Source organism: Bradyrhizobium sp. GW821-FHT13H05 (assembly GCF_058804065.1).
In genome coordinates, this window is sequence record NZ_JBXAPO010000003.1 from 72,634 (window position 1) to 95,500 (window position 22,867).

Here is a 22,867-nt window from a genome sequence, read left to right on the forward strand (position 1 = left end):
CCGGCCGAGCTGGTGGACATTCACGGGGGCACGTACGACGTGTTCACGATCTGCGCTAAGGAATACAGTTGCGCCAACGCCCACTTGGCCGTCATGTTTGCTCCGAACGGCATCCAGGCGTGGGGTGTGCTCGTCCATGAGGGGGTGATGTCCTACCTCGGTACGCCGAGCGATGCGCAGGCCGCGGTGATGAGAGGGCAGCTCGATCCTGACGACCGCAAGTGGGGAGTTCCTGGTGGCAAGTAAGGGGATGAAGCTGCAGCGCGGACAACCTCTACAATGGTGTGACCGTTCCTGGCTCGAGTGCTGATCGACGATCGCTGACGAGATCGAGGCGCGGCTGCGCGTAAGCGATCATGCCGGGCAGCATTTGCAAGATGAACGTCGGGATCGCATCGGTTGGGCCGACAATCCCGCTGCCAGGTTGAAATGAACGAGGGGGATTTTTTGCGCGATGTTCAAGGCCGCGGCGAACCGGGAGGCCAGCGACGCAACTGCCATTGTCCGTTGATGTGAACGACTTCGGCGGGCCAGTCGACGAGCTCGGATTCAGGCTTGGGGCGCAAGGTCACTTTGAGCGATAAACGATCGTCGCCTTCCAGCCGACATATTCCCAAAGCTCGTATTGATCGGGTCCGTAATGGAAGGCAAGCTCGGTCACGTCGCAGCAATGAACTCTTTGGAGGTTTCGAATGGAAAGGGCCGTATCCGTAGTTCGGAATGGACTTACGCGAGTTTACACAAACGACGAAGGTTCGGTCACGGTTCTCAGCGGCCTGATGGAGACGCCTCATGAGATTATCTCCTTCTGGCGCCAACGGACCTGGCGTTTCGGCCTCGTCTTGTGGGCGGCAGGTCTGCTCACAGGGCTGCTCGTCTCGTTTGATTACGCTGTAGCCCAACCCTCAGTATCAGATGTCAAGGCCGTCACGGCGAGCGAGACGTGTCCTGCTGCCGATTTCACGAAATTCTTGCGCATCTTCTCTGCGAGCCCCGATTTGCAGCGGCGATACACGCGCCTCCCGCTCAAGTTCGGGGTCTGGTTACAAAATCCGGACGAAGTTTATAAGACGAGCATGATCTATTCGTTCGAAAAGATACCGAACTATGATCCGAAGGACCGGACGGTGCTTCCAACGCCATTGGATATGCAAAAGGACGGAATCAAGACAGAAATCATCACGATCAAGAACTCAAAGAGGCCCAATGACGAAAACGCCTTTCCGGAAGAGATCATAAGCGACCCCGCTCAAGTGATCGTCCGCGCCGGGGTCCCGGACACCGGAGTTAATGTCCTCTATCTTTTCAAGCGCATGAACGGATGCTGGTTTCTCTATTTCATTTCCGATCGGTCAACTTGAAACAGATTGCGGCTTGTCTTGCGAGGATAGTGTGAATGCGATTCAAAGACGTTCAGGATCTGATGCTCCCGCCGATCAATGGCGTGCGAGCTCACACCACCGTGCCATCCGGAGATTTTGGAGCCGGAGAGGCGCAAGGCAGACGTAGGCCATCATCAATACCCCACACCGGGGTCGACATGAATTACCTCGGCGGGCAATCGGGGATCAATCTCAGGCATCCGGATGTGCACTCGCCGGTATCCGGAACTGTGAGGAAGGTCGGGTACGGAAAGCCCAAACGCATTTCCATCGAGGACGCAAACGGAATCGTCCATGACATACTTCATACGAAAGATCAGTTTGTAACTGCGGGGCAGAAGGTCTTTGCCGGCGAAAAGATCGGCACGATGGGCAACAGCGGAACAAAAGATCATCACGTCCATTACGAGATCCGAGATCCTGCGGGGAACATATTGAACCCGCATGGTGTCTGGGAGCAGTACCTTGAAGAGCATCAACGCTATCTGGATGCTACTGACGCTGGCTTCCCTGGTGGAGCGGCCAGGGACATGCCGCGTCCCGCTTCGCCCAACGTGTTGTCGCCGGATGCGGCCCGTCGCATTGCCGGAGCACCGAGCACCGCGCCCGTCCCCTTCGTTGACGGAACGACGCGGGCACAACAGGCGCTCGACAATTCGCTTCCGACTCCCGGATCCGCACCCTGGGATCTTTCCGATCGCTTCGGCAATTGGCGCGGAGTTAGCGGTGTATTCGGACCGGCGGACTCGAGCGGAAGTGGCGGCCTTGGTCGGACCGGCGACGGCAATAGTTTCGGCGTCCGCAACGAGCAATTTGCGCGGATGGATGTCGATCCCTCGCAGCCGATGCAGCGTGGGACGGCGTCGGAGATCACCGGCGGTACGCCGTCGCTCGCGCCTGCGCGTTTTCCGCTCGAGGCATTGCTTGCGGCTGACCCCAGCCGCGGATTGAACGAATGGGCATCGTCTCCGCGCGGGAGGAGTGCTCCTTCAGCCGCGCAAGGTGTCGCGATCGGCCCAGCGAATCCAAGGGCCTCAGTCGCTGGAGGCGATCCGTCCAGCCCCGATCGGGTACCTGCCGGCGGACTGCTGGGCCTGATCCAGGACTACATCCGCAGCAACGGCTACTAGACCGGCAGCACTGCGGACACCCGCCCGATACCTAACAACGCCAGGACCGGGAGCAGAGCAGGATAATGGTCACGATGCCAGCGATCATCAAGTCGAGTGCTAAGCGATCATGCCGGGCAGTATTTGCAAGATGAACGTCGGGATTGCATCGGTTGGGCCGACAATCCCGCTGCCAGGTTGAAATGAACGAGGGGGTTTTTGCGAGATGTTCAAGGCCGCGGCGAACCGGGGGGCCAGCGATGCAATTGCCATTGTCCGTTGACGCGAACGACTTCAGCGGGCCAGTCGACGAGATCGGACTCAGGCTTGGGACGCCAGGTCACTTTGAGCGATAGACGGTCGTCGCCTTCCCAGCCGACATATTCCCAAAGCTCGTATTGATCAGGTCTGTAATGGAAGGCAGGCTCGCTCGAACCTCCGTTCGCCGGGACGATGTCAATTCCGTTGTTTCCGTCGGAAGGGCCTTCAGTCCTGAAGACCGAAGCAAGCCACGTCTTGCCTGGCGAGTAACGCGGAGGGGCGACGATGTTCTCCTCCTTTCCATCCTGCTGCCGGACCAGGAGCCATTCGTCGCTTTCGTAGGACATCACGTGGACGAGAAATGCCCGGGATTTCGGGAAATAGTCATAGAGCATGTAGCTCTTGCAGGCCTCTGAGGTACCTCTTTCGCAAGCTTTCTTGTTCGGATTGTCCTTGTAGAGTTTGACGGCGCCGTTGCCGAGCTTGAGGCGAAGTTCGCCGCCGCGGCGGCCCGCTTGCGGTCCCATTTTTGCGAGGCAGGCCTTCTCGACTACGGACGAGAAAGGATCGCTCTCATAGTGATCCGATTTCACGTTCTCATCGCGAACTATTCCTGGATGCTGACAGATGCCATCCAGCGGATATGGCTCCATGCAATTGTAACCCGCAGGGCATGCGGCCTTTGCTGAAACTTTCGTGAGTGCGCTGCCTGTCGCTATGGATGCGGCCAGTATGACAAGAAGGGCCGCCCGAACTGTCATTTCCGGGACCGAGAAGAGAATGGCTGAAACGAATCTCAATTTGTCATCTCCGTGGGGCGCATCTGAAGCGAGCCGCGCTCCGGTAGAACTTGTGGCCGATGGTCCGGTATGAACGCCAATCGTCTGGCTTGGCCAACTTAGAGTAGTGCTTGGCCACCTGGAATATCAAGTCCTCGCTTGCTGCGATTCAAAGTGGTGCCTGCGTCTACGATGCGAAGAGCCGTCCCACTCCTTCGATCCGGTCCGAACAGCATCAACAATTGACGGAATCAAGAGATGCCCGAGTACAAATATCCCGGCTATGGGGCGACCACGGAAAGCTGGCTGACGCCCCGCGCGAATACCAAGGGCGGCTATCACGGCGGAGGCGACAATCCAGCCAAGGCGGGAACACCCGTCTACGCGCAATACGGTGGAGAAGTGTTCAGGAGCGGTGTCATCAGCGGCTATGGCCCTGCCGTCGTCGTGAAATCGACTGCGGCAGACGGCCAACCATTCTACAAGGTCTACGCACATCTCGGGCCCGGTCCATTGCCGGCCCCGGGCACCCCCATCGAAGCGGACAAGCCGATACCGGGCGCGGTGATCGGCACCAAGGAATATGTTCAACAGATGGGAGGTCTCACTTCAGGCCCGCATTTGCATCGCGAGATCATCTCAGGCCGAGCACCGCTGAATGCAGATCCGAACAAACCGTTCGGAATATATTCCAGCGACATTACGTACAGGGCTGATCCGGATACGTTTGACATCAATCATCCCGTCTTCCCGTACCAGAACGGGGAGCCGAAGCCGCCTCTGCAACCTCGTGCAGTCGTGACGTCGCCGAGACCTTCGCAGGTTCGACCACCCGCGTCCGGCAGCGCGCCATCGACACAGGATCCCCGCATCGAAAGTGCAGCTAGACTCCCAGGCGGTATGGCCGTTCCCGACGCAACGGGTCCTACGTCGCTCGGCGGCCCGAATGGTCCGGCACCCTTGCAGCCTCCTGTGCGCCCGCGAGCCCCTGCGAATTCGGCGCCAGCGGTCGATCCGCTGCTGCCGCCGCTCCATTTCGCTCCGGAGCAGCCGCCTATGGTTCCGGAACCGTTCCGATCGAATACATTTGGTGGCCCAGCCGTCCTGTCGGCTGTATCGGGAGCCATCGCGCCAACCTCGTCGCCGCTTCCGCTCGATGCGTCAGGCCTGTCTACGACCGCGACGCCGCCCGCGGTATGGGCGTCATTTCCGCTCGAGGCGTTGTTTGCACCGGATCGGGATGGTGCATTGAATCGATGGGCCTCCTCGTCGCGGAGGCGGGAGGTGTCGCCATCTGCGCAAGCTGCTTCTGTCGGGGTGCCAAGCCTGACCGCCTCGACCGTAGAAGGCGATCCGTCGAATGCCGGGCGGACATCCCCAACGGGGCTGCTCGGCATGATCCGGGACTACATGCGCAGCAGCGGCTACTAGGCATCGCTGCTCAAGAGAGGAAGATTGCGGGAGCCACAAAACCGCAAAGCGTCCAGAAGCCGATTTGGAATCCATTCGTGGTCCGCCGCGCCGGCCTTGTCTTTCTGTTTGCCCGCGGGGCGAGCGGACGTCGCTTCTGCCTGAGCCTTGAAACAGTCCGCCGGATGCCGCCTGGGTGGGCTGAAACAAGAAAGCCATGTGATCGCCCCGAGCAATCATCTTATGAATGAGGAGCATTGCGATGTCCTTCAAATGAGAATGGAAATCTTCGGGTCGACGGAGTCTCGGTCTCGCTGCCCGGCAATATCCGGGTCGGTACCCCTCTCGACACTAGCCGATTTGGTTGGCTGGGTTTCAGGCGCGACGAGAGCGGGCGTTTGGAAATCGAGGCCACACTTTCTGCCCTGATCGGTATGGTGATTTGCTGCGCCGGCCCTGCAGTGGTTATCTACGTTATTCTCTGATCACGCTGGATCGACCGCACTATGGCCGGTCGGATAACGCCGCGAGCGTGCGGCGTCGCTTCGCTGCGCGCCCGCAGGCCTTTTTTGTATTCGAAAGTACGAGCGTAGTAGCGTTGACCAAATTGGCTGGTCGCTGCGTTTAGCGCTCCGCGCCATTGAAAGTTCAATCAACATGCCCGTTCCCTTGCTCGCCCCGGCGCCGCTCGCGCCGATGGGGTCTCTCGTCACGCATGACGTCACCATCGTCACCACGCGCAAACTTGCCCAGGCGCGGGTGATGGGTGTGCCGCCGGAAGAATTCGGCATCGAGCGCGGTGCGCGCAGCATCCGCGATTGCAATTACTGTTTCCACGAGGTCGTCACCAGGACCGAGGCGCAATTGATTGCGGAAGGCTTTGACGCCGGCCAGGTCAGGGCGCTGCGGCCGCATGCCGGCACGACCGAGATCGAGACGCTGGCGCGCGACACGGTGGAGGAGCATCTGTCCGCGACCGCCGGCGGCGGCAGCGCCAATTCGGCGGCGCGGCTCGTTCGTATCACCGAGCACTACGTACGCATGGATTTTGAGGGCTCGGGCCGTCCCTGCCTCTACCAAGTGATCACCGGCGGCGACCAGGCCGAGATCCTGCGCAAGGACGGCAAGGACTGCATCACGCCGTTCGACGAGATGCCGTTTGCCGCGACCACGCCGGTGCCGGTGACCCATCGCTTCTTCGGCCGCTCGATCGCCGATCTCGTGATGCCGTTGCAGCGCGAGAAGACTGCGCTCAAGCGTGGGGCGCTGGACAATCTCTATCTGCACAACAATCCGCGCGTCGAGGTCGCCGAGCAGAATGCCGGACCAAATACGCTAGACGATCTCCTGGTGTCGCGGCCCGGCGGCGTTGTGCGTACCAAGACCGCGGGCGGGCTGAACTGGCAGGTTGTGCCAGACATCACCACGTCGATCTACCCGATGCTGCAATATCTCGACGCCGAGCTCGAGATCCGCACCGGTCTCGGCAAGCAGACCCAGGGCATCGACGCCAACGCCTTGCAGAACCAGTCGGCGACGGCGGTCGCGCAGGTGTTCTCGGCCTCGCAGATGCGGATCAAGCTGATCGCGCGCATCATGGCCGAAGGCGTGCGCGACATCTTCGCGCTGCTGCACGGCACGATCCGCAAGCACGGCCAGCGCGAGGAGACGGTGCGGCTGCGCAACGCCTGGGTCGAGATCAATCCGCGCAACTGGAAGACGCGCGACGACATGACCATCAATGTCGGCCTCGGCGCAGGCGGAAAGGCGCAGCAGTTCGCCCAGACCATGGCGATCGCCAACGTGCAGAAGGAGCTGCTCGCCGGCGGCAAGTTCAATCTCGTCGGCGACCAGCAGCTCTACAACACCGCGGCGGAGCTGACGCGGATCATGGGGCACAGGAATCCCGATCAGTTCTTCAACGATCCCGGCGCGGTCAATCCGCAGACCGGGCAGCTGCTACATCCGCCGCCGGCGCCGCCGCAGCCGCCGCCAGATCCGAAACTGCTGGCGCTGCAGGCGCGGGCGCAGGTCGACGCCGCCGTCGCTGCGCATCAGGCGCAGCTCCAGCAACAAAAGGCGCAGAACGACGCGATCCACCTCCAGGTCAAGACGCAAGGAGAGATCGAGCTCGCCAAGATCAAGGCCGCCCTCGATGCCAAGATGTCGGTGCTGGAGACGCATCTGAAGGCGGCGATCGAAGCGGGGAAAGCGCATCGTTCATATCCGCCTGGCGCGCGGCGGGCGAGAGACGGCCACCACTACGTGCCGGACTCGAACCGTCCCGGCAAATATCTGCTGGTCGTGCACCATGGCTGATTACTCCCTGGTGCCGGTCGAGCATCAGCCGGACTTCGAGAATGTCTCTCTCGTTCCCATCGACCACGATCCGTTCGGCCCCGATGGCGTAACGCAGCAGGCGCCGGGGCAACTAGCACAGAGTCAGCCGGCGCAGCCTCCGCCGCAACAGCCCGCGACCGGAGTTCAGAGACTCTATGTCAGTCCGGCAGCAAAGATCACACAGACGTCGGAGCAGGGCGAGTCCTGGGATCCGGAAAGTGAAGCTAACGATACGTCTACACCAGATCGACCGGTCGCATCGACACCTCCGCAAGACAAGCGCCCTCCTGATTTGTCGCACTTTATACCGCTTGGCGAGCTGAAGCCGGCGACATTCACGCCCACGCAGCAGACCGGGCATCGCGCGATCGACGCGCTGCTAGCTCTCGGCGTGCCGCTGCACAATGCCCAAGAGCTGGCGACGCGTATCGGCAATTTATTGAGCTTGACCCCGCTTGGAGTGGTGGGGTCCGCGCTTAACCTCATCGATGCGAAGCGCCGCGATGACCTCCCCGGAGCCATTGAGGCTGCGGTCGGACTGATACCGGGTGCGAAGGGCGTCGGGCGCGTCGCCGGCCAAGAAGTACGCGCGTTAACGAGTAAGGTTCGGCTGACGCCGGCGGAATGGGCGGCTAAAAAAGGATACGCCGGTGTCGGAACGACTGCGAACGGCGGGCCGACTTTTGCAGGAACCGAGCACCTCTATCCTGTCGCAGAGGGGCAGCGAAACATTGTGAGAATAAAGCTTACCGGCAGCCGAAAACGTGACTTTCGCCTTGCGAACAGTGAGGGTAAGCTCGCCAAAACACCGGTTGGATATAGCTGGCATCACGTGGACGATTTCGATCCGACGAGCGGAGAGGCGACCCTCGAGCTAGTTAAGCGGGACGCGCATGAAGCGGGTTTCCCCCATGAGGGGGCAGTGGCGCAGTACGTGAAGCACCACGGTGTCAAGTACAGGCGTTGACAAGGAGAAAAGCATTGGTTGTTTTTGAACAGACCGCTCCCCCGCTTTCTGAGTTGGATATCAAGCGCGTCGAGCACTTCTTGGGCATTAGTTTGCCGCAAGATCTCAAGGAGCACTATCTCCGGCATAACGGCGGAAGCCCTCGTCCTCAATTCTTCCTCAAATATGGAGATGCATATGACGTCGAGGAATTTTTACCTATGAACACACGTCGCGAAGGATTAACCTTCGAAAGATCCTACACAGTGCTGGTGGATCAGACACCCGAATTTCCGCGGGGATATATACCGTTCGCGTACGATGAAGGCGGTGATTATTTTATGTATAGCGTGATCCCCCAATCCTTCGGGAATATAATGTTCGTTTCACATGAAGATTATAAAGACCCCGATCAATACGTTGTGTTTCTCGCTCCGACACTGAAGCAATTTATCAATTCTCTCACCGAACTACCTGAAGGCTGGGAGTAAGCCTTGCGATGCGCGGGTCGGCAACTCGCTAGCTGACTCTGCGCCGGCTTGTATCGCTTGATCGAAGCCAATATCGTGGCTGTGTGGCTGGATGCATTTGGCATGAAGGCGCGCGGATTGGACGCTTGCTGAAGCATCCCTCTGCCACCGTGGCCGCCGCCCGATCCGAAGCTACTCGCCGTCCAAGCACGCGCGCAGGTCGACGCCGCGCTCGCCGCGCATCAGGCGCAGCTCCAGCAACAAAAGGCGCAGAACGACGCGATCCATCTCCAGGTCAAGACGCAAGGGGAGATCGAGCTCGCCAAGATCAAGGCCGCATCGCTATCTGCTTGATCCGGATCATGTCAAGGGTGGTCCGAAAGCAGATTGGTTCAGACAAGCGCTTGGCTTCACTCGGGAAAATGCGTCGGATCTTGCAAAGCAACTGATCTTCGACGAATCTCAAGCGGTCCGGAAAGGGGGTAACCCGCATGGAACCGTGTTCAACCAGACCATCAACGTGACCGGAGCCAATGGTCGCACAATCCCGGTTGTCACGGGCTGGACAATTGGAAAAGACGGCGTGCCACGGCTCGATACAGCCTTCCCAGGCAGGTAAATCCAATGTTTGAGTTACATGACGTTGTTGTACTGAAGCACGCGATACCCGGAATACCGGTGCCGGCCGGTTCTCGAGGAACCATTGTGTACGTGCCAGACGACGGCCCGTCAGGATATCTTGTCGAGTTTCCGGACGCAGTGGATGCATACGGGCGGGACGCGAACGGGGAGGATACGCTGGGGGTCTATCCCGTGCGCGCCGCTGATCTGAGCAAATACGATAATTCCTGTAAGGATGTCGGGAAGCGTCACTAGGCCCGAGAACTTTGAACTCGCTATGGCGATTTCGGCTGCACCTCTCACGGATATTCAGCGGCAAATGATGATGAGGTAGTTGGCACCTGCGGGAGTAGAGGTGGCTGCTCAGCGGGGTGATTGACCGCGGAAGTATACCCCGGCCAAGCTGACTCGGATCATGGGCCACACGAACGCCGATCCATTCTTCAACGATCCGAGCGCGATCGATCGCAGGCCGATTCCTGCATCAGCCGTAACCACGAGGCTCGAAATTATTGGCCGCGCCGGCGCGAGCGCAGGTCGAGGCCGGCTCGAAGCGCATCGGGGGCGGCCAGCAACAAAAGGTGCAGAACGACGCGATCCACCTCCAGATCAAGACACAAGGCGAGATCGAGCTCGCCAGGATCACGGCCGCCCTCGACGCCAAGATGACGGTTCTGGACACGCATCTGAAGGGGGGCGATCGAAGCAGGGGAAAGTGCAGCGTTCGTAGTGTTCATTTCGCACGAAGACTATGGACGTAACGGTTGAACAAGGAGGAGGAAACCAATGTCTGATGAGAGCACACTGGAGAGGGCGGCCACGCGGGCGGCTCGAGCCGAAGCGTTGCTCGATGATGAGCTTTTGAACGAGGCGTTCGACACGCTCGAGAAGAGCTACATCGCAGCCTGGCGCGCCACCACGGTCGACGATGCCGCCGGCCGGGAAAAGCTCTTCCTCGCCGTCAACATCGTCGGCAAGGTGCGCGACCATCTCGCAGGCGTTGTCGCCAATGGCAAGCTGGCGCGCGCGGAATTGAAGGAGCTTGCGGAGACGGCGGAGCGGCGGAAGCGGTTCGGGATCATCTAGCCTGCACAGATTCTGCGCAACTACAGGATGAGTTGACATTGTTCCTGTTTTGTCCAATCAATGCCATTATCGCCGTTGCGCTGTCTTGGGAAAGTTGGAGAGGTGTCGGTTGAGCAGTGATCAGGAGCAGTTGTCCCCCGCAACTTCTGGGGGAGAGATGTTCCGACGTCCGCCCTGGCTGACCTATGCGTTCGCTGTCGTGACGTTGGCGAGCCTGGCAGGCCAGGAATTCCTGACGTATCTCCAGCCTGAGGCGGCCGACTGGCTCCTATGGATCGGATTGGCGGGTATCGCCATCGCCGTCGTATGGCTCATCATCTGCGCGTTCATTCGGAAACCTCGAAGTGCACCGGTCCTCCTCGCCACTTTGCTGATTTTTTTCGTTCCCTATCTTGTCCCGCGCGAAAATGCCCCTTGGCTCACATCACTCGGATTCCGCCTCCAGGCCTCGCCCCTCGAGCAGTATCTGAAGGAGTGCAGGTTGATCGAGTTCAACGAAGCGGGGGTAGCCCAGGCCATGGGCTTTTGTGAGCGGCGAGAATTCGGTTATTCGCTCAACACGCAGTTCGATAGTGTCTTCTACGATTCAACGGGAGGGATTCAGAAGTGGGAACGACGAACGCCAGAATGGACGCAAGCTTGGCGCGATGTCGAGACCGCCGACGCCGGCCAAATCCGGGCTTGCGGAATAGCGCTTCGTCTCGTTGATCATTTCTACCGCGTTTGTACTGCTTATGGAATGTGAACAGTAGTCCTGGAGACAATGGATCAATTTGATGGCTGGACGGACATTCTATGCCAGTGCGATACGCAAGGAAAAGGGCAAAGACATAGTGGCCGGCTTCGCGCCGGCCAAATTTTTGATGCGCGAAGGCGCCTATGTCGTGGACCCAGTCCCGGGCAGTTCCCAAGGTTTTGCGCTCTATTCTGACGGCCGTGGGAACAACAGAACCGAAGGAAAGATTGCAAACCCGAACAACTACCTCATCGTGCCCGCGAACTATGATGAGCAGAAAGCGAAAGCTTTTGCCGCGCAGATCGCCCAAAAATGGAACACAATCCATCCTGGTGGTGATGACACAGGACTGACGGGACCAAGCGAGGCGCTGATGGCGATGACGCAAGCCTTCAAGCGTGGTGGTCCGCAGGACCTGCAGCGACATCCGCAATGGGGCGTTCCAAACGGCCTCTTCGTGCCTGCCTTTACCAGCAGCGCTTCGAACCATCTGGGATATGTCACAGCGCAGACACCCATTCCAATGGTTGCTGCCGAAGTCGGTGGAGGGACTTCAAATCGACTAGGCGCGATTCAGAAATCGATTGTTGCTGCCATAGATTCGCTCCTGAACGAGAATCGGAGGAATATCGGCGGTGCCAAGCCACCGCCGCCGCCACATACCGATACGAGCGGGCCCTACGGCCTTTCCCAGCAGAACCATGCTAACATCGTTCATGGCTATGAATACGGGCGCCGTAGCGATGCTCCGCCATCCGCTTTCGAAGATTACGGCCATGACGCTCAGCCACAAGGTGCGGCCGCAGTCATCGGCGACGGCAATGGTATCGCGCCATTCACCGGATCGCTTGCCGGGGTGGACGCCGATGAGCCGACGCCGCCGTCATGGCCTCCCGCGGCGACGGCTCCTGTGCGCTATCTGAGCTCCTATCGTGTGCGATACTGATCGCCAAGCAACGGACGACATGTGCGACGGCGCAGTGATGCCGTGACAGAAAATTCAGGCGTGGCCGCAGAAACGTTGGGAGCCCGGAAATAGACATGACGGATCGTCGCCCACACCACGTCGCCTCACGTCAGAGATGAAATCATGCGTCTTCGCTCGATTGATCTTCGTCTTCCCATTGTCGGTGCGGCGCTCGCATTGCTTGTCGTGACAACTGTTTGCCACGCCGAGGAGGCGGCACCCGTCCCGTCGGCCAAGCCTGTAGCCGTTCCGACCTTCGAGAAATTGCCGCATACGACGCGATCCATCTCCAGGTCAAAAAGTAAACAGAGATCGAGCTCGCCGAGATCGAGGCCGTCCTCGATGCCAACATGGCACTGCGGCGGCCGAAACAACGAGAAGGAAACCGATGTCTGACGAGAGCACACTGGAGCGCGCGGCGGCGAGGGCAGTCCGCGCCGAAGCATTGCTTGATGACGAGCTATTGAACGAGGCGTTCGACACGCTCGAGAAGAGCTACATCGCGGCCTGGCGCGCAACCACGATTGACGATGCCGCCGGCCGCGAAAAGCTCTTCCTCGCCATCAACATCGTCGGCAAGGTGCGCGATCACCTCGCAGGCGTGGTCGCCAATGGCAAGCTGGCGCGCGCGGAATTGAAGGAGCTCGCGGAGACGGCGGAGACGGCGGAGCGGCGGAGGCGGTTCGGGATCATCTAGCCTGCACAGCTTCTGCACAACTACAGGGAGAGTTGACATCGTTCCTGTTTTGTACAATCTCTGGCGCAGAGCTTCTTCGCTGCCCTACCTCCTCAGGGGAGCCTTACAGGGATTGGCGGAGAGCTTCCACGAAGTGGGTGTTACATGAACTCTGATCTGGCCCCGCCGGCTCAAGAAACCTCTGGTGGAGAAATGTTCCGGCGGCCGCCATGGTTGACCTACGCGTTTGCGGCCGTGACTTTGGCAAGTGTAGCAGGTTACGATTTTCTGATGTACCTCCGGCCGGAGGTGGCAGACTGGCTTCTCTGGCTCAACCTGGCGTGTGTCGTCATTGCCGTCGTGTGGCTCGTCGTTTGCGCGTTTCTTCGAAAGCCGCGAGGCGCACCGGTTCTCCTCGCCACTTTGCTGATTTTCTATGCTCCACACCTTGTCGCGAGCGACGACGTTCCTTGGCTCATATCCCTCGGATTCCGTCTCCATGCTTCGCCGATCGAACAGTACAAGAAGAAATGTAAGCTGATTGAATTCACCGAAGATGGGGCGACGAAGGCGATCGGCTTTTGCGAGGCCCGTGAGGCTGGTTCTGCGCTTAACACCTATTTCGACAGCGTTATCTACGATTCGTCGGACAGAATCCTCAAGCCGGAACGGAGAACGCCCGAATGGACGCAGGCATGGAATGATCTCGAATCTGCCGACGTTGGTCAAATCTCGATTTGCGGAGTGCCGCTTCGGCTAGTCGATCATTTTTATAGTATTTGCACTCGTTACTAGTCGAAACCTGAATCCTGAAAAAACGGATTAATTTGATGGCAGAGCAAATTTTTTATGCTGGCGCATTGCGCGACAGGAACGTGGCCGGCTTTGCGCCGGCCAAATTTTTGAGGCGCGACGGTGCCTACGTGGTCGATCCGACGCCGGGTGGCTCCCAGGTCGCGCTCTATACTGACGACCGTGGCAGCAACAGAACCGAAGGAAGGATCGCAAATCCGAACAATTATCTCATCGTGCCAGCGAACTACGACGAGCAGCGTGCGAGAGCTTTTGCCGCGGAGATTGACCGGAGGTGGAATACGTTGAATCGTGGTGGTGACGACGCAGAATTGGCTGGGCCAAATGATGCTCTTATGGCGATGGCGCAAGCCTTCAGGCGTGGGGGCGAGCAAGACCTGCAGCGGCACGCACAATGGGGCGTTCCGAACGGTCTCTTTGTGCCGGCTTTTACCAGCAGCGCTTCGAACCATCTCGGATATGTCACTGCGCTGACACCGATCCCAATGGCTGCCGCCGAGGTAGGCGGTGGGGCCTCGAACAGGTTAGGCGCAATGGGTCGGTTGCTGAAGGAGTTCAACAAGAGTCGAAGGAATACCGGTGCGCAATCGCCATCTCCGCCGCCCATGGATACATCCGGTCCCTATGGCCTATCACAGCAAAATCACGCCAACATCGTCCATGGCTACGAGTACGGTCGCCGCAGCAGCGTCCCGCCATCCGCCTTCGAGGATTACGGCCATGACGCTCAACCGCGCGGTGCAGCGGCGGTCATCGGCGACGGCGATGGTATCGCGCCATTCATCGGATCGCTTGCCGGGGTGGACGCCGATGAGCCGACGCCGCCGTCATGGCCTCCCGCGGCGACGGCTCCTGTGCGCCATCTCAGCTCCTATCGTGTGCGATACTGATCGCCACGCAACGGACGACATGTGCGACGGCGCAGTGATGCCGTGACAGAAAATTCAGGCGTGGCCGCAGAAACGTTGGAAGCCCGGAAATAGACATGACGGATCGTCGCTCACACCACGTCGCCTCACGTTAGAGATGAAATCATGCGTCTTCGCTCGATTGATCTTCGTCCTCCTATTGTCGGTGTGGCGCTCGCATTGCTTGTCGTGACAACTGTTTGCCACGCTGAGGAGGCGGCACCCGTCCCGCCGGCCAAGCCTGTAGCCGTCCCGACCTTCGAGAAATTGCCGCATACGCCGCGGCCGAAAGGCGAGTTCATCGCGTGGTGCGGGGATCGGGAGCGCTATCTGCTCGCGACGGATGGGGAGTATGTCGACGCATACGATGGGAGCACGAAGATCTCCGCCCCATCTCCTACGGGGTCCAGGTGGGCCCAATGTGGACCGGATGGTCAGTACATCGTTTTTCCTGAGGATGATGCAGGGCGCGTGCGGAAGTTCGAGCTCGAGACCGGCAAGAGCGCGATCCTGGCGACGTTCGACAGCCGGTCACGTCGCATCGGCATGGCATTCTCCCCAGACATGAAGGCCGTGGCTTCGGACCAGCCGCTGCAACTGACGGCCGAAGCTGGAGAGTTGCGCGTGATCAGCGTCCCCACGACGACCAGGCAGCCGGTCGCCAAAATCGTTTGGTCTCGCGACAGCTCGAAGTTCTTCTTGGCTTACTCCGATACAGTCGATGTCCTGGACGCGCAGGGCAAGAGGATCGGAGGAGGCAAGATTCGAAAATATTCGGGTGTGACCGCAGGGTGGTTCGATGCCGAACAGAAGTCACTGTTTCTGTTTCTCGTGTCGGACGACATTCAGGGCATCGGCAATCTTGTGAGATGCCGCATCGCCGATTGGCGATGTGTGCGACTAAAGGAGCGCGTTGAGCAGGCCGCGGGCGGCGGCAAGGGCTTGATCGGCATCGTCGGTCCGATCGATAGACCGAAGCTGCCCGACGACGATTCAAGCGTGGTCTATGCGCGCTACGCGGCAGAGCTTCGCGACAATTCATTTCGTCTGTTGTTCCGCCAGGAGTTTACCCTGGCAGCCGGTCAAACCAGCCCTCGGCTTTATGTGTCCCCATCGGCCGCCACGGCAGTGCTGTCGTGGTGGCTGACGGAGCGCGCGAAATGCCCCGATCCGACGAACGACAGGTGCCAGCCCGGATGGATACTGGATATTGGAAAGGCCATTAAATGAGTGATCCTTACAATCCCGGGCCGCCGTTTCGCCGCACCTCGGCTTATGGCAGGCAAAAAGATCCGATCACCGGCGAACTCGGAAAATTTCACACAGGCCAGGATTTCGCGGCCCGCCCCTTCGCGAGCGTCTGGCGGCTTGCCTGTCGCGCCGGCGGTGCCGTTCGTGACCGCCGATGATCCATTGTCAGAGGGGCAGCCGGCCAATTTCAAGGATCGCTTCGGCGACTGGTCCGAAACTCGCCGATTGTCGTCGCGCCGGGAGTCGAGATGACTGTCTGCGACGATGCATCGGCGCTCGCGCGCCCATAGGGCTGGTCGGAACCAGGCGGCGAACAGAATGCTCATTCGAAATTTCAGGTGTATTGGTGTCATCTGCATGTCGCTCGCCCTTTCGAGTTTGCCAGTTTCGTCGCAAGAGGCCGAAACGAGAATCCTCGGCATCCATCTCGCAATGTCTCCCGAGCTGTCGCTGTACGATCAGCACATCAACCAAGAAATACTGGGTGCGCTGTTGCTCAATGCCCGCCGGCTTCCCGAAGTCGCGCCGTGCGAATTGTCCCGGCCCTATCAAATCGACTACGTCTTCGGCGATTTTGCCGTGACTGCTCGACACTTCAGTCCGGCTACGCTTGTGAAATGTCTTGGCGGTGTGGTCCGCTATGTTCTGCACGAAGACATCGCCGAAATTGATTTTCGCGCCGCTCGCGCATCCAAGGTCCGCCTGGCACGAGAAAGTCGCGAGCTTGACGCGAAGATCCCGCAACGAGCAGACGAAGTTGCGGAACGAATGGCGCTTCTCTCGATCTATCGAAAGCATTCGCCGCTCCACCAGTTGCTTTCGGTTGATGCGAACGCAATAGCGGCACTCTCTTTCGAGGAATTCTCTCGCTGGCTCGAGCGCAACCGCGGGGCGGGAAGATTCACCTTCCGCGGTTCAAAGAAGCTGCTGGAAGCACTTGATCTCCCCGTGCCCGACCCAATGGTCCTGCAGCCGATCACCTCGCTGGCGTCGCCTCGGATGCCTGCTGGCGTCCTGACCGTTGACAGCGAGCCTGCCGGGATTGCGGCGATGATCGTGTTGTTTTTGGGGCATGACGAGACGCTTCCCATCGATGAGAAGGCGAAGCGGCGATTTGCTTGTAACCAAGATACCCCCTCGAATCTGGGGGACGGCTATGATGCTATCGCGCGCGCGTCGTGTCGTACCTACGATCATTTTGGCGATATTTGGTTCACGATGCCGCTCAGGAAGGCCGAGAGTGCGCCTTACTCTGATTTTTGCCGGCAAGTGCTTGAGCTGAGCCGTGACGACGACATTGCGACCGTGGCGCGTTTCAGTCCGGAGGGCTCGAAAGGCCTGTACGTCTTGCTGCCACCGGCTTGCAAAGCGTCCAACTAATCTTCCAACGAGAGTGGATTGTTAACTTCCGGGGGCGGACGCCGGATGAAAGGAATCATCTTGCCTATCGAGACCTTCGACGTCACGGACGAAAATGGTGCGCGGGTGATTGGAACTGCGGAGGCTTATCGCGACCCCAAGGGAGAGTTTTACGATCCGAACAGCCCGTACTATCAGCATCCCCGCTTTTCCAACCATCGCATCCAGTTTCTGAACGATAAGGATCTATGTCGCATCGATCGATCAACGCTCAGCAATGCGATCCAGAAGGCGCTCGGAGACGCCCTGACCAGGTTTGATATTCCTAAGCCGGACCCGGATGCAATCAAGTCGCGCGTCGATGCTTCGATTGCCGACGCACTGCGGGCGTGCATGCCCATGAGCCAAGCTGCGCCCCCGGCTGCACTGCAAGAGCCTCCCTCGTCGATGGCCGACCTCATCATCGACAATATCCGGCGTCAGCAACAGCCGAACGCCGATCAGCCGCGATCATCCGTTTTCGATGCCAGGGATACATCCTTACCGTTCGTCCCCACTGCCGCGCTTGTGTCGCCAGGATACGGGGCACGTGCAGACGATCCCTCTCAGGACACGTCGCCCATCCGGCGCTTGACGCGTGTGCAGCCGCGCTGATGTGGCGCGATGCTACTGACCAGGCTCGTAATGACGCCGCCCCTGTGCGACCCGCCCAGGCCCCCGGCCGAGATGTCTCGTGAACTCGCGAACCGGAAGCCGCCGTTTCCGCGCCATCGCATGAACGAGAACTGAGACCACCAGCCAATCAGGCCGCCGTTTCCAGGACAGGCACAGCTCTATCGCTGCGCTATCGAAACCGCATGGCCATTACAAGGACACATCGATGACGCTACCGACCTCTACTTTCGTCACCTACTCCGCGGTGGGTAACCGCGAAGACCTCAGCGACATGATCTATCGCATCGATCCCGTCGACACGCCGTTCATGAGCGGCGTCGACAAGGAGAAGGCGACTGCCGTCAACCACGAATGGCAGACGCAGGCTCTGGCCGGCGCCGACGCCAATAACGCCCAGCTCGAGGGCGACGATCCCAACACCAACACGACCACGCCGACCGTTCGCCTCGGCAATCTCTGCCAGATCTCCTACAAGGTCGCGCGGGTTTCGGGTACGCAACAGGCGGTGGACCATGCCGGCCGCGACAACGAGCTTGCCTATCAGGAGATGCTGAAAGGCCTCGAGCTCAAGCGTGATCTCGAAACCATCCTGTGCGGTGCCAACCAGGCCAAACTGGCCGGCAACACCACGACGGCGCGCAAGACCGCTTCCGTCCTCTCCTGGGTCGTTTCGAACACCTCGAAGGGAACGGCCGGCGGTGCGGCGGACCCGGCGGCGGCCGACGGCACCGGCACGCGAACGGACGGCACCCAGCTCGCCTTCACCGAGGTGCGCCTGAAGACCGTGCTGTCTGCGATCTGGACCAATGGCGGCAAGCCTGGCACCATCATGACCGGCGCCTTCAACAAGCAGATGTTCTCGACCTTCACCGGCCGCTCCACCGCGATCGAGGAGTCGAAGTCGAAGAAGATCGTCGCATCCGTCGATGCGTATGAATCCGACTTCGGCAAGCTCAAGGTGGTCGCCAACCGCTTCCAGCGCCCGCGCGACGTTCTGGTGCTTGAGCTCGACAAATGGGCGGTGGCTTATCTCAACGGGCGCAACATGATCTCGATCCCGCTCGCCAAGACCGGAGATTCCGATCGCCGGCAGATCCTGGCGGAATACGCGCTGGTGGCCCGCAACGAAAAGGCCTCCGGCGGCGTGTTCGACAACACCACCTCTTGAGCGATCAGGATCATCCGTTCCACCCTTGTCCACTTCTTGGGGCAGCCTTCGGGCTGCCCCTTCTTTTTGGAGAGCCAAGATGCCGCTTCCCGGCAATCGCACCCTCAATACCGCCGATCTCACGGCCTACACGTCGTCCTGCGGCGCGAGCCCCGTCGCCGCCTATGTTCGCGTCCCCTTTCGTTGCCGCGTGCTGAAAGTCGCCGGCATTCTGGGCGGGGCGATCACGACCACTGATGGCACCGTCACCGTCTCGGCCAATGCGGCGACGCTGGCGACGTTCACGGTGACGCAAGCCGGATCGGCCGCCGGCCAGCTGTTCTCGGCCGTGCCGCCGTCGCCGACCTATCTCAACGAGGACGACGTGATCGTGCTGACGCCCTCCGGCGCCTCCGGTGCCGCTATTCCCATGCATTTCTCGATCTCCGTGAGGACCGCCTGACATGCCGTTTTTCTCGAAGCAAAACTCCTCGCGCGTCGGCCCGACCCAGACGATCGCCTATGACGCCAGCGTCGGTGCCACCAACGCTTTCGGGCCGGAGACATATCAGCTCCGCCTGGTCGCAAATTCCGGCTGCTCTTATCGGATCGGTGATGGCGCACAGACCGCCACCATTTCCGATCCGTATCTGCCGGCCAATGTCGTCGAATACGTCACCGTCAGTCCTGGCCAGCGCATCGCCGCGCTGAAGGCCGCGACCAACGGCTTGGTCACTGCGACCGCCGGCACTCTATGGATCACGGAGATGTCGTGATGGACGGTGTCGTGATCAGGCCTCATCTCGACAGCAACGGCCGCGAGCTTGCGATCGAGCATGTCCAGGACGTCGCGCCGATCCTGGAATGGAACAAACTGGCGCGCCGGGACGAACAGCATGGCGATTGGGGGCGGCACGTCGCCCGCATCCCCAACGTCATCTACGTCCAATGGCTTAACGAGGAACATGCGAGGGGCAACACCTCGCTGCGGCTGTTCACGCCCGAATTCGACGCGATCGTGCAGCGGAAGCTCGATGATCCCGAATGGGCCTATTTGCGAACCGACAAGCCGAAATTGCAGGCCGGCTGGTCAGCGGAGCTCACGTGACCCAGATAACCGATTACACGTCGTTGCAGCTAGCTGTGACCGAATATCTCGCGCGCGACCAGGATACGACGCTGATCGCCCGGATCCCGACCTTCGTCCAGCTGGCGGAAGCCAAGTTCAACCGCCAGCTCTTTGTGCGGCAAATGGAGCAGCGGGCGACCGCGCTGATAGACCTCGGCTCGGACGAGCCGGAGTTCATCTCCCTGCCGTCGGATTTTCAGTCCATGCGGAGGGTTCGGCTGTCGGGTGTGACGGGCAAGCCGTGCCTCGAATTCAAATCGGGGACGCAAATGGACGAATATCGCTTTGCGACGTCCGACGTCGCCGCGCGGCCGTGCTATTTCACCGTTTTCGGCAACGAGCTCGAACTCGCTCCGAGCCCTGATGCGGCCTACACGATCGAAATGGTCTATCGGCAGAGTGTTCCGCCGCTTGCGTCGAACGGGAGCAATTGGCTGCTGACCATGGCGCCCGATGTCTATCTCTACGGTGCCCTGCTGGAGTCGGCGCCGTACATCAAGGAAGACGCACGCATCCAGACCTGGGGTCTCGGATTCACGTCGGCGCTCGCGGACCTGAACAATCTCGGGCTGACATCGACCTTCAATGCCGGGCCGATGACGGTGCGCGTTTCGGGACAAGTCATTTAGGAGGGGCACAATGGCGAGCTTCAACAAGTTCTATTGCTTCGTGCAGGACGTTGCAAATGCGCTGCACGACATGAAGACCGGCACGGCGCAGGTGTACAAGGTCTATCTGACCAATACGGCGCCGGTTGCCGCCAATACGGTCTACAATGCGCCGGCGGATCTCGCGGCCGGCAACGGCTATACCGCGGGCGGCAACAGCGTCGGCACCATCAGTGGCGCGCAAACGACCGGCACGTTCAAGTTCGTCGGAGGCACCGATCCGGCGTGGACCGCTTCCGGCGGCTCGATCGGTCCGTTTCAATATGCGGTGCTCTACAATTCGACGTCGTCGACCAAGCCGCTGATCGGCTGGTGGGACTATGGCACGGCGATTACGCTGACGAACGGCAATACCTTCACCATTGATCTCGACCAGACCAACGGCATCCTGACGATCACCTGACATGGCTGCTTTTCTCAACAATTGCCGATTCATTCCCTCGGCCGGCGGCACGACGGACTGGGTCTATTCGTCCACAGTCGGTGGATGCCAGTCGCCGGCGCTCGCCGGAGCGATCGACGGGCGCAAGTACAAGTTCATCGCGATCAGCAGCGACCTGACCCAGTGGGAGATCGCGGAGGGCGCCTATACCGCTGCGAGCGGAACGTTTGCGCGTACCACCGTGCTCTACAATTCGTCGGGCTCTGGTGCCGCTTCGGGTCAGAGCAACGCCGGAACCAGGATTAATTTCACGGCGGCGCCGAACGTCGCCATTGTCGGCGTGAAGGAAGATTTGATCTCGATCGAGGAGCCGAACGGGTTTACCGCGGTACAGATGGCGCAAGGTCGCGCCAATCTCGGCGTCACGAAGAAGAACTACCTTGTCAACGGCGGGATGCAGATCAGTCAGGAGAACGGTGTAAGCTCTGGCAGCACCAATTTTTACTATCCGGTTGACCAGTGGTTTATCCAGCATACGATGACCACGGGCACCCTTGGCTGCGTTCAGGCGAACTCGAATACTCCTGGTGGCTCGCCCTGGCGTATCCGCGTCACCGTCGGCACGGCGCAATCGGCCCCCGGCGGACAGGTTTGCTTACTCCAGCAGAAGATCGAAGGCAGCCGGGTTGCCGATCTCATGTGGGGTACGGCGGCGGCTCGAACGGTAACGGTCCAGGTCGGCGTCAAGGCGCCGGCTGCAGGTTCGTATACCGTACAGTTGCAGAATGCCGCCACCGATTCAACGGCAGTTGGGACCTTCACGATTGCGGCCGGTGAGGTCAATTCCGACGTTGTGAAGTCGGTCACTTTGGTCGGCATCACGACAGGCGCTTGGGCGAAGGATACCAACCTTGGCATGTATTTTTATGTCTACCTGATGTCTGTCGGCCAGACGGCTAATGTCTTCGCAACCGCTGGAAATGTGTTCGAGCTGTTCGACGCTGGTATGTACGAAGGAAGCTCGGCTCCTCCGTTTCAGCTGCCGGACTATTCGACCGAACTTGCTGCCTGTCAGAGATATTACGCCAAGCTTGCCGCGGGCGCTCAAATATACAACGGAAGCGGCTCAACGCAGCAAATGTCGGTGACCACGCCGCTGCCGGTGTGGATGCGCGCGACGCCGACTTGCACGGTTTCGACTGGCGCCATTCAGGTGGCCGGCATCGATTTTGTCACCAGCTACGCGTCCAGCATCGCGGCTGGAACTTGGTACAATCCGGTCAATGTGATTGCAAACGCGAGGCTGTAGCGATGACAGAGTATCGAGCCACAGAATCCGCCGCTGTGATCCGCGTGTTGGACGGCGCCTGGATCCCGGACGATGCGGCAAATGTGGATCGCCAGGTGTTTCAAGCCTGGCTTGCCGCGGGCAACGTACCTGATCCCGCCGCGTCGGCGAATCCCGTTCCGAGCACGATCTCGGATCGGCAGTTCTTCCAGCAACTCGCAGTGCAAGGCGTCATCACGCAGAGCGAGGCCCTGGCCGCGGTGAAGACGGGCGACATCCCGGCCGCGCTCCAGCAGGTCATTGACGGTCTGCCACCTGGCCAGCAATTCGAGGCAACCATGATCATCTCAGGCGCGACGACGTTTCAGCGAGGCCATCCTTTGACGGTCGCGGTCGGCGCCGCCTATGGATGGACGGTTGAGCAAATCGACGCACTGTTTCGAGCTGCTGCGGTGCTTTGACCC

Annotated in this window: 27 protein-coding genes; 26 read left to right on the forward strand and 1 reads right to left on the reverse strand. The window is 59.9% G+C overall.

Annotated features, from left to right (window positions below):
• Positions 1-692 precede the first annotated feature (692 nt).
• Positions 693-1,361, forward strand: a complete 669-nt coding sequence (locus AC1RR3_RS09205) for a hypothetical protein (RefSeq protein ID WP_492821600.1) — start codon at positions 693-695, stop codon at positions 1,359-1,361.
• Positions 1,362-1,540: 179 nt separating this feature from the next.
• Positions 1,541-2,512, forward strand: coding sequence for a M23 family metallopeptidase (locus tag AC1RR3_RS09210; protein ID WP_492821602.1), 972 nt, complete (start codon positions 1,541-1,543; stop codon positions 2,510-2,512).
• 209 nt (positions 2,513-2,721) lie between these two features.
• On the opposite strand, the gene AC1RR3_RS09215 is transcribed toward AC1RR3_RS09210, so the two are convergent.
• Complete coding sequence (locus AC1RR3_RS09215) at positions 2,722-3,552, reverse strand: hypothetical protein (RefSeq protein WP_492821604.1); 831 nt, start codon at positions 3,550-3,552, stop codon at positions 2,722-2,724.
• A 237-nt stretch (positions 3,553-3,789) separates the two neighbouring features.
• On the opposite strand from AC1RR3_RS09215, the gene AC1RR3_RS09220 reads away from it, so the two are divergent.
• From AC1RR3_RS09220 to AC1RR3_RS09335, 24 genes are all read left to right on the forward strand, one after another.
• The gene (locus AC1RR3_RS09220; RefSeq protein ID WP_492821606.1) at positions 3,790-4,962 is read left to right on the forward strand and encodes a M23 family metallopeptidase; all 1,173 of its coding nucleotides are present in this window, start codon (positions 3,790-3,792) and stop codon (positions 4,960-4,962) included.
• A 636-nt stretch (positions 4,963-5,598) separates the two neighbouring features.
• Entirely contained in the window at positions 5,599-7,260 is a 1,662-nt protein-coding gene (locus AC1RR3_RS09225) for a portal protein (RefSeq protein ID WP_492821608.1), read from the forward strand.
• Positions 7,253-8,248, forward strand: coding sequence for an HNH endonuclease signature motif containing protein (locus tag AC1RR3_RS09230; protein WP_492821610.1), 996 nt, complete (start codon positions 7,253-7,255; stop codon positions 8,246-8,248). Before AC1RR3_RS09225 ends, AC1RR3_RS09230 begins: the two co-directional genes overlap by 8 nt.
• A 14-nt stretch (positions 8,249-8,262) precedes the next feature.
• On the forward strand, positions 8,263-8,718 hold the full coding sequence (locus AC1RR3_RS09235; protein ID WP_492821612.1) for an SMI1/KNR4 family protein: 456 nt from the start codon (positions 8,263-8,265) through the stop codon (positions 8,716-8,718).
• Positions 8,719-9,043: 325 nt separating this feature from the next.
• Positions 9,044-9,316 carry a DUF6883 domain-containing protein gene (locus tag AC1RR3_RS09240; RefSeq protein ID WP_492823125.1) on the forward strand — a complete coding sequence of 91 codons (273 nt, stop codon included), beginning with the start codon at positions 9,044-9,046 and terminating at the stop codon, positions 9,314-9,316.
• Positions 9,317-9,321: 5 nt separating this feature from the next.
• Positions 9,322-9,573 carry a DUF4926 domain-containing protein gene (locus AC1RR3_RS09245; protein ID WP_492821614.1) on the forward strand — a complete coding sequence of 84 codons (252 nt, stop codon included), beginning with the start codon at positions 9,322-9,324 and terminating at the stop codon, positions 9,571-9,573.
• 257 nt (positions 9,574-9,830) lie between these two features.
• On the forward strand, positions 9,831-10,079 hold the full coding sequence (locus tag AC1RR3_RS09250; RefSeq protein WP_492821616.1) for a hypothetical protein: 249 nt from the start codon (positions 9,831-9,833) through the stop codon (positions 10,077-10,079).
• Between the two features lie 25 nt (positions 10,080-10,104).
• The gene (locus tag AC1RR3_RS09255; protein ID WP_492821618.1) at positions 10,105-10,404 is read left to right on the forward strand and encodes a hypothetical protein; all 300 of its coding nucleotides are present in this window, start codon (positions 10,105-10,107) and stop codon (positions 10,402-10,404) included.
• Between the two features lie 109 nt (positions 10,405-10,513).
• On the forward strand, positions 10,514-11,149 hold the full coding sequence (locus AC1RR3_RS09260; protein ID WP_492821620.1) for a hypothetical protein: 636 nt from the start codon (positions 10,514-10,516) through the stop codon (positions 11,147-11,149).
• A gap of 31 nt (positions 11,150-11,180) precedes the next feature.
• On the forward strand, positions 11,181-12,086 hold the full coding sequence (locus AC1RR3_RS09265; RefSeq protein WP_492821622.1) for a hypothetical protein: 906 nt from the start codon (positions 11,181-11,183) through the stop codon (positions 12,084-12,086).
• Positions 12,087-12,495: 409 nt separating this feature from the next.
• On the forward strand, positions 12,496-12,804 hold the full coding sequence (locus AC1RR3_RS09270) for a hypothetical protein (protein ID WP_492821624.1): 309 nt from the start codon (positions 12,496-12,498) through the stop codon (positions 12,802-12,804).
• A gap of 144 nt (positions 12,805-12,948) precedes the next feature.
• Positions 12,949-13,578: a hypothetical protein gene (locus AC1RR3_RS09275; protein WP_492821626.1), complete on the forward strand. Its 630-nt coding sequence runs from the start codon at positions 12,949-12,951 to the stop codon at positions 13,576-13,578.
• A 35-nt stretch (positions 13,579-13,613) separates the two neighbouring features.
• Entirely contained in the window at positions 13,614-14,486 is an 873-nt protein-coding gene (locus AC1RR3_RS09280) for a hypothetical protein (protein ID WP_492821628.1), read from the forward strand.
• A 144-nt stretch (positions 14,487-14,630) separates the two neighbouring features.
• Complete coding sequence (locus AC1RR3_RS09285; protein WP_492821630.1) at positions 14,631-15,734, forward strand: hypothetical protein; 1,104 nt, start codon at positions 14,631-14,633, stop codon at positions 15,732-15,734.
• 378 nt (positions 15,735-16,112) lie between these two features.
• Positions 16,113-17,135, forward strand: coding sequence for a hypothetical protein (locus AC1RR3_RS09290; protein WP_492821632.1), 1,023 nt, complete (start codon positions 16,113-16,115; stop codon positions 17,133-17,135).
• Positions 17,136-17,180: 45 nt separating this feature from the next.
• A complete protein-coding gene (locus AC1RR3_RS09295; RefSeq protein WP_492821634.1) occupies positions 17,181-17,768 on the forward strand; it encodes a hypothetical protein in 588 nt (195 codons plus the stop codon).
• A gap of 226 nt (positions 17,769-17,994) precedes the next feature.
• Positions 17,995-18,957 carry a DUF5309 domain-containing protein gene (locus tag AC1RR3_RS09300; protein WP_492821636.1) on the forward strand — a complete coding sequence of 321 codons (963 nt, stop codon included), beginning with the start codon at positions 17,995-17,997 and terminating at the stop codon, positions 18,955-18,957.
• A 79-nt stretch (positions 18,958-19,036) separates the two neighbouring features.
• Complete coding sequence (locus tag AC1RR3_RS09305; RefSeq protein WP_492821638.1) at positions 19,037-19,399, forward strand: hypothetical protein; 363 nt, start codon at positions 19,037-19,039, stop codon at positions 19,397-19,399.
• Position 19,400: 1 nt separating this feature from the next.
• Positions 19,401-19,712 carry a hypothetical protein gene (locus AC1RR3_RS09310; protein WP_492821640.1) on the forward strand — a complete coding sequence of 104 codons (312 nt, stop codon included), beginning with the start codon at positions 19,401-19,403 and terminating at the stop codon, positions 19,710-19,712.
• On the forward strand, positions 19,712-20,044 hold the full coding sequence (locus AC1RR3_RS09315) for a hypothetical protein (protein ID WP_492821642.1): 333 nt from the start codon (positions 19,712-19,714) through the stop codon (positions 20,042-20,044). The genes AC1RR3_RS09310 and AC1RR3_RS09315 overlap by 1 nt, the downstream gene beginning before the upstream one ends.
• On the forward strand, positions 20,041-20,694 hold the full coding sequence (locus AC1RR3_RS09320) for a phage adaptor protein (protein WP_492821644.1): 654 nt from the start codon (positions 20,041-20,043) through the stop codon (positions 20,692-20,694). The genes AC1RR3_RS09315 and AC1RR3_RS09320 overlap by 4 nt, the downstream gene beginning before the upstream one ends.
• A gap of 10 nt (positions 20,695-20,704) precedes the next feature.
• Positions 20,705-21,136, forward strand: a complete 432-nt coding sequence (locus AC1RR3_RS09325) for a hypothetical protein (RefSeq protein ID WP_492821646.1) — start codon at positions 20,705-20,707, stop codon at positions 21,134-21,136.
• A gap of 1 nt (position 21,137) precedes the next feature.
• Complete coding sequence (locus AC1RR3_RS09330) at positions 21,138-22,424, forward strand: hypothetical protein (RefSeq protein ID WP_492821648.1); 1,287 nt, start codon at positions 21,138-21,140, stop codon at positions 22,422-22,424.
• A 35-nt stretch (positions 22,425-22,459) separates the two neighbouring features.
• Complete coding sequence (locus AC1RR3_RS09335; protein WP_492821650.1) at positions 22,460-22,864, forward strand: hypothetical protein; 405 nt, start codon at positions 22,460-22,462, stop codon at positions 22,862-22,864.
• Positions 22,865-22,867 lie beyond the last annotated feature (3 nt).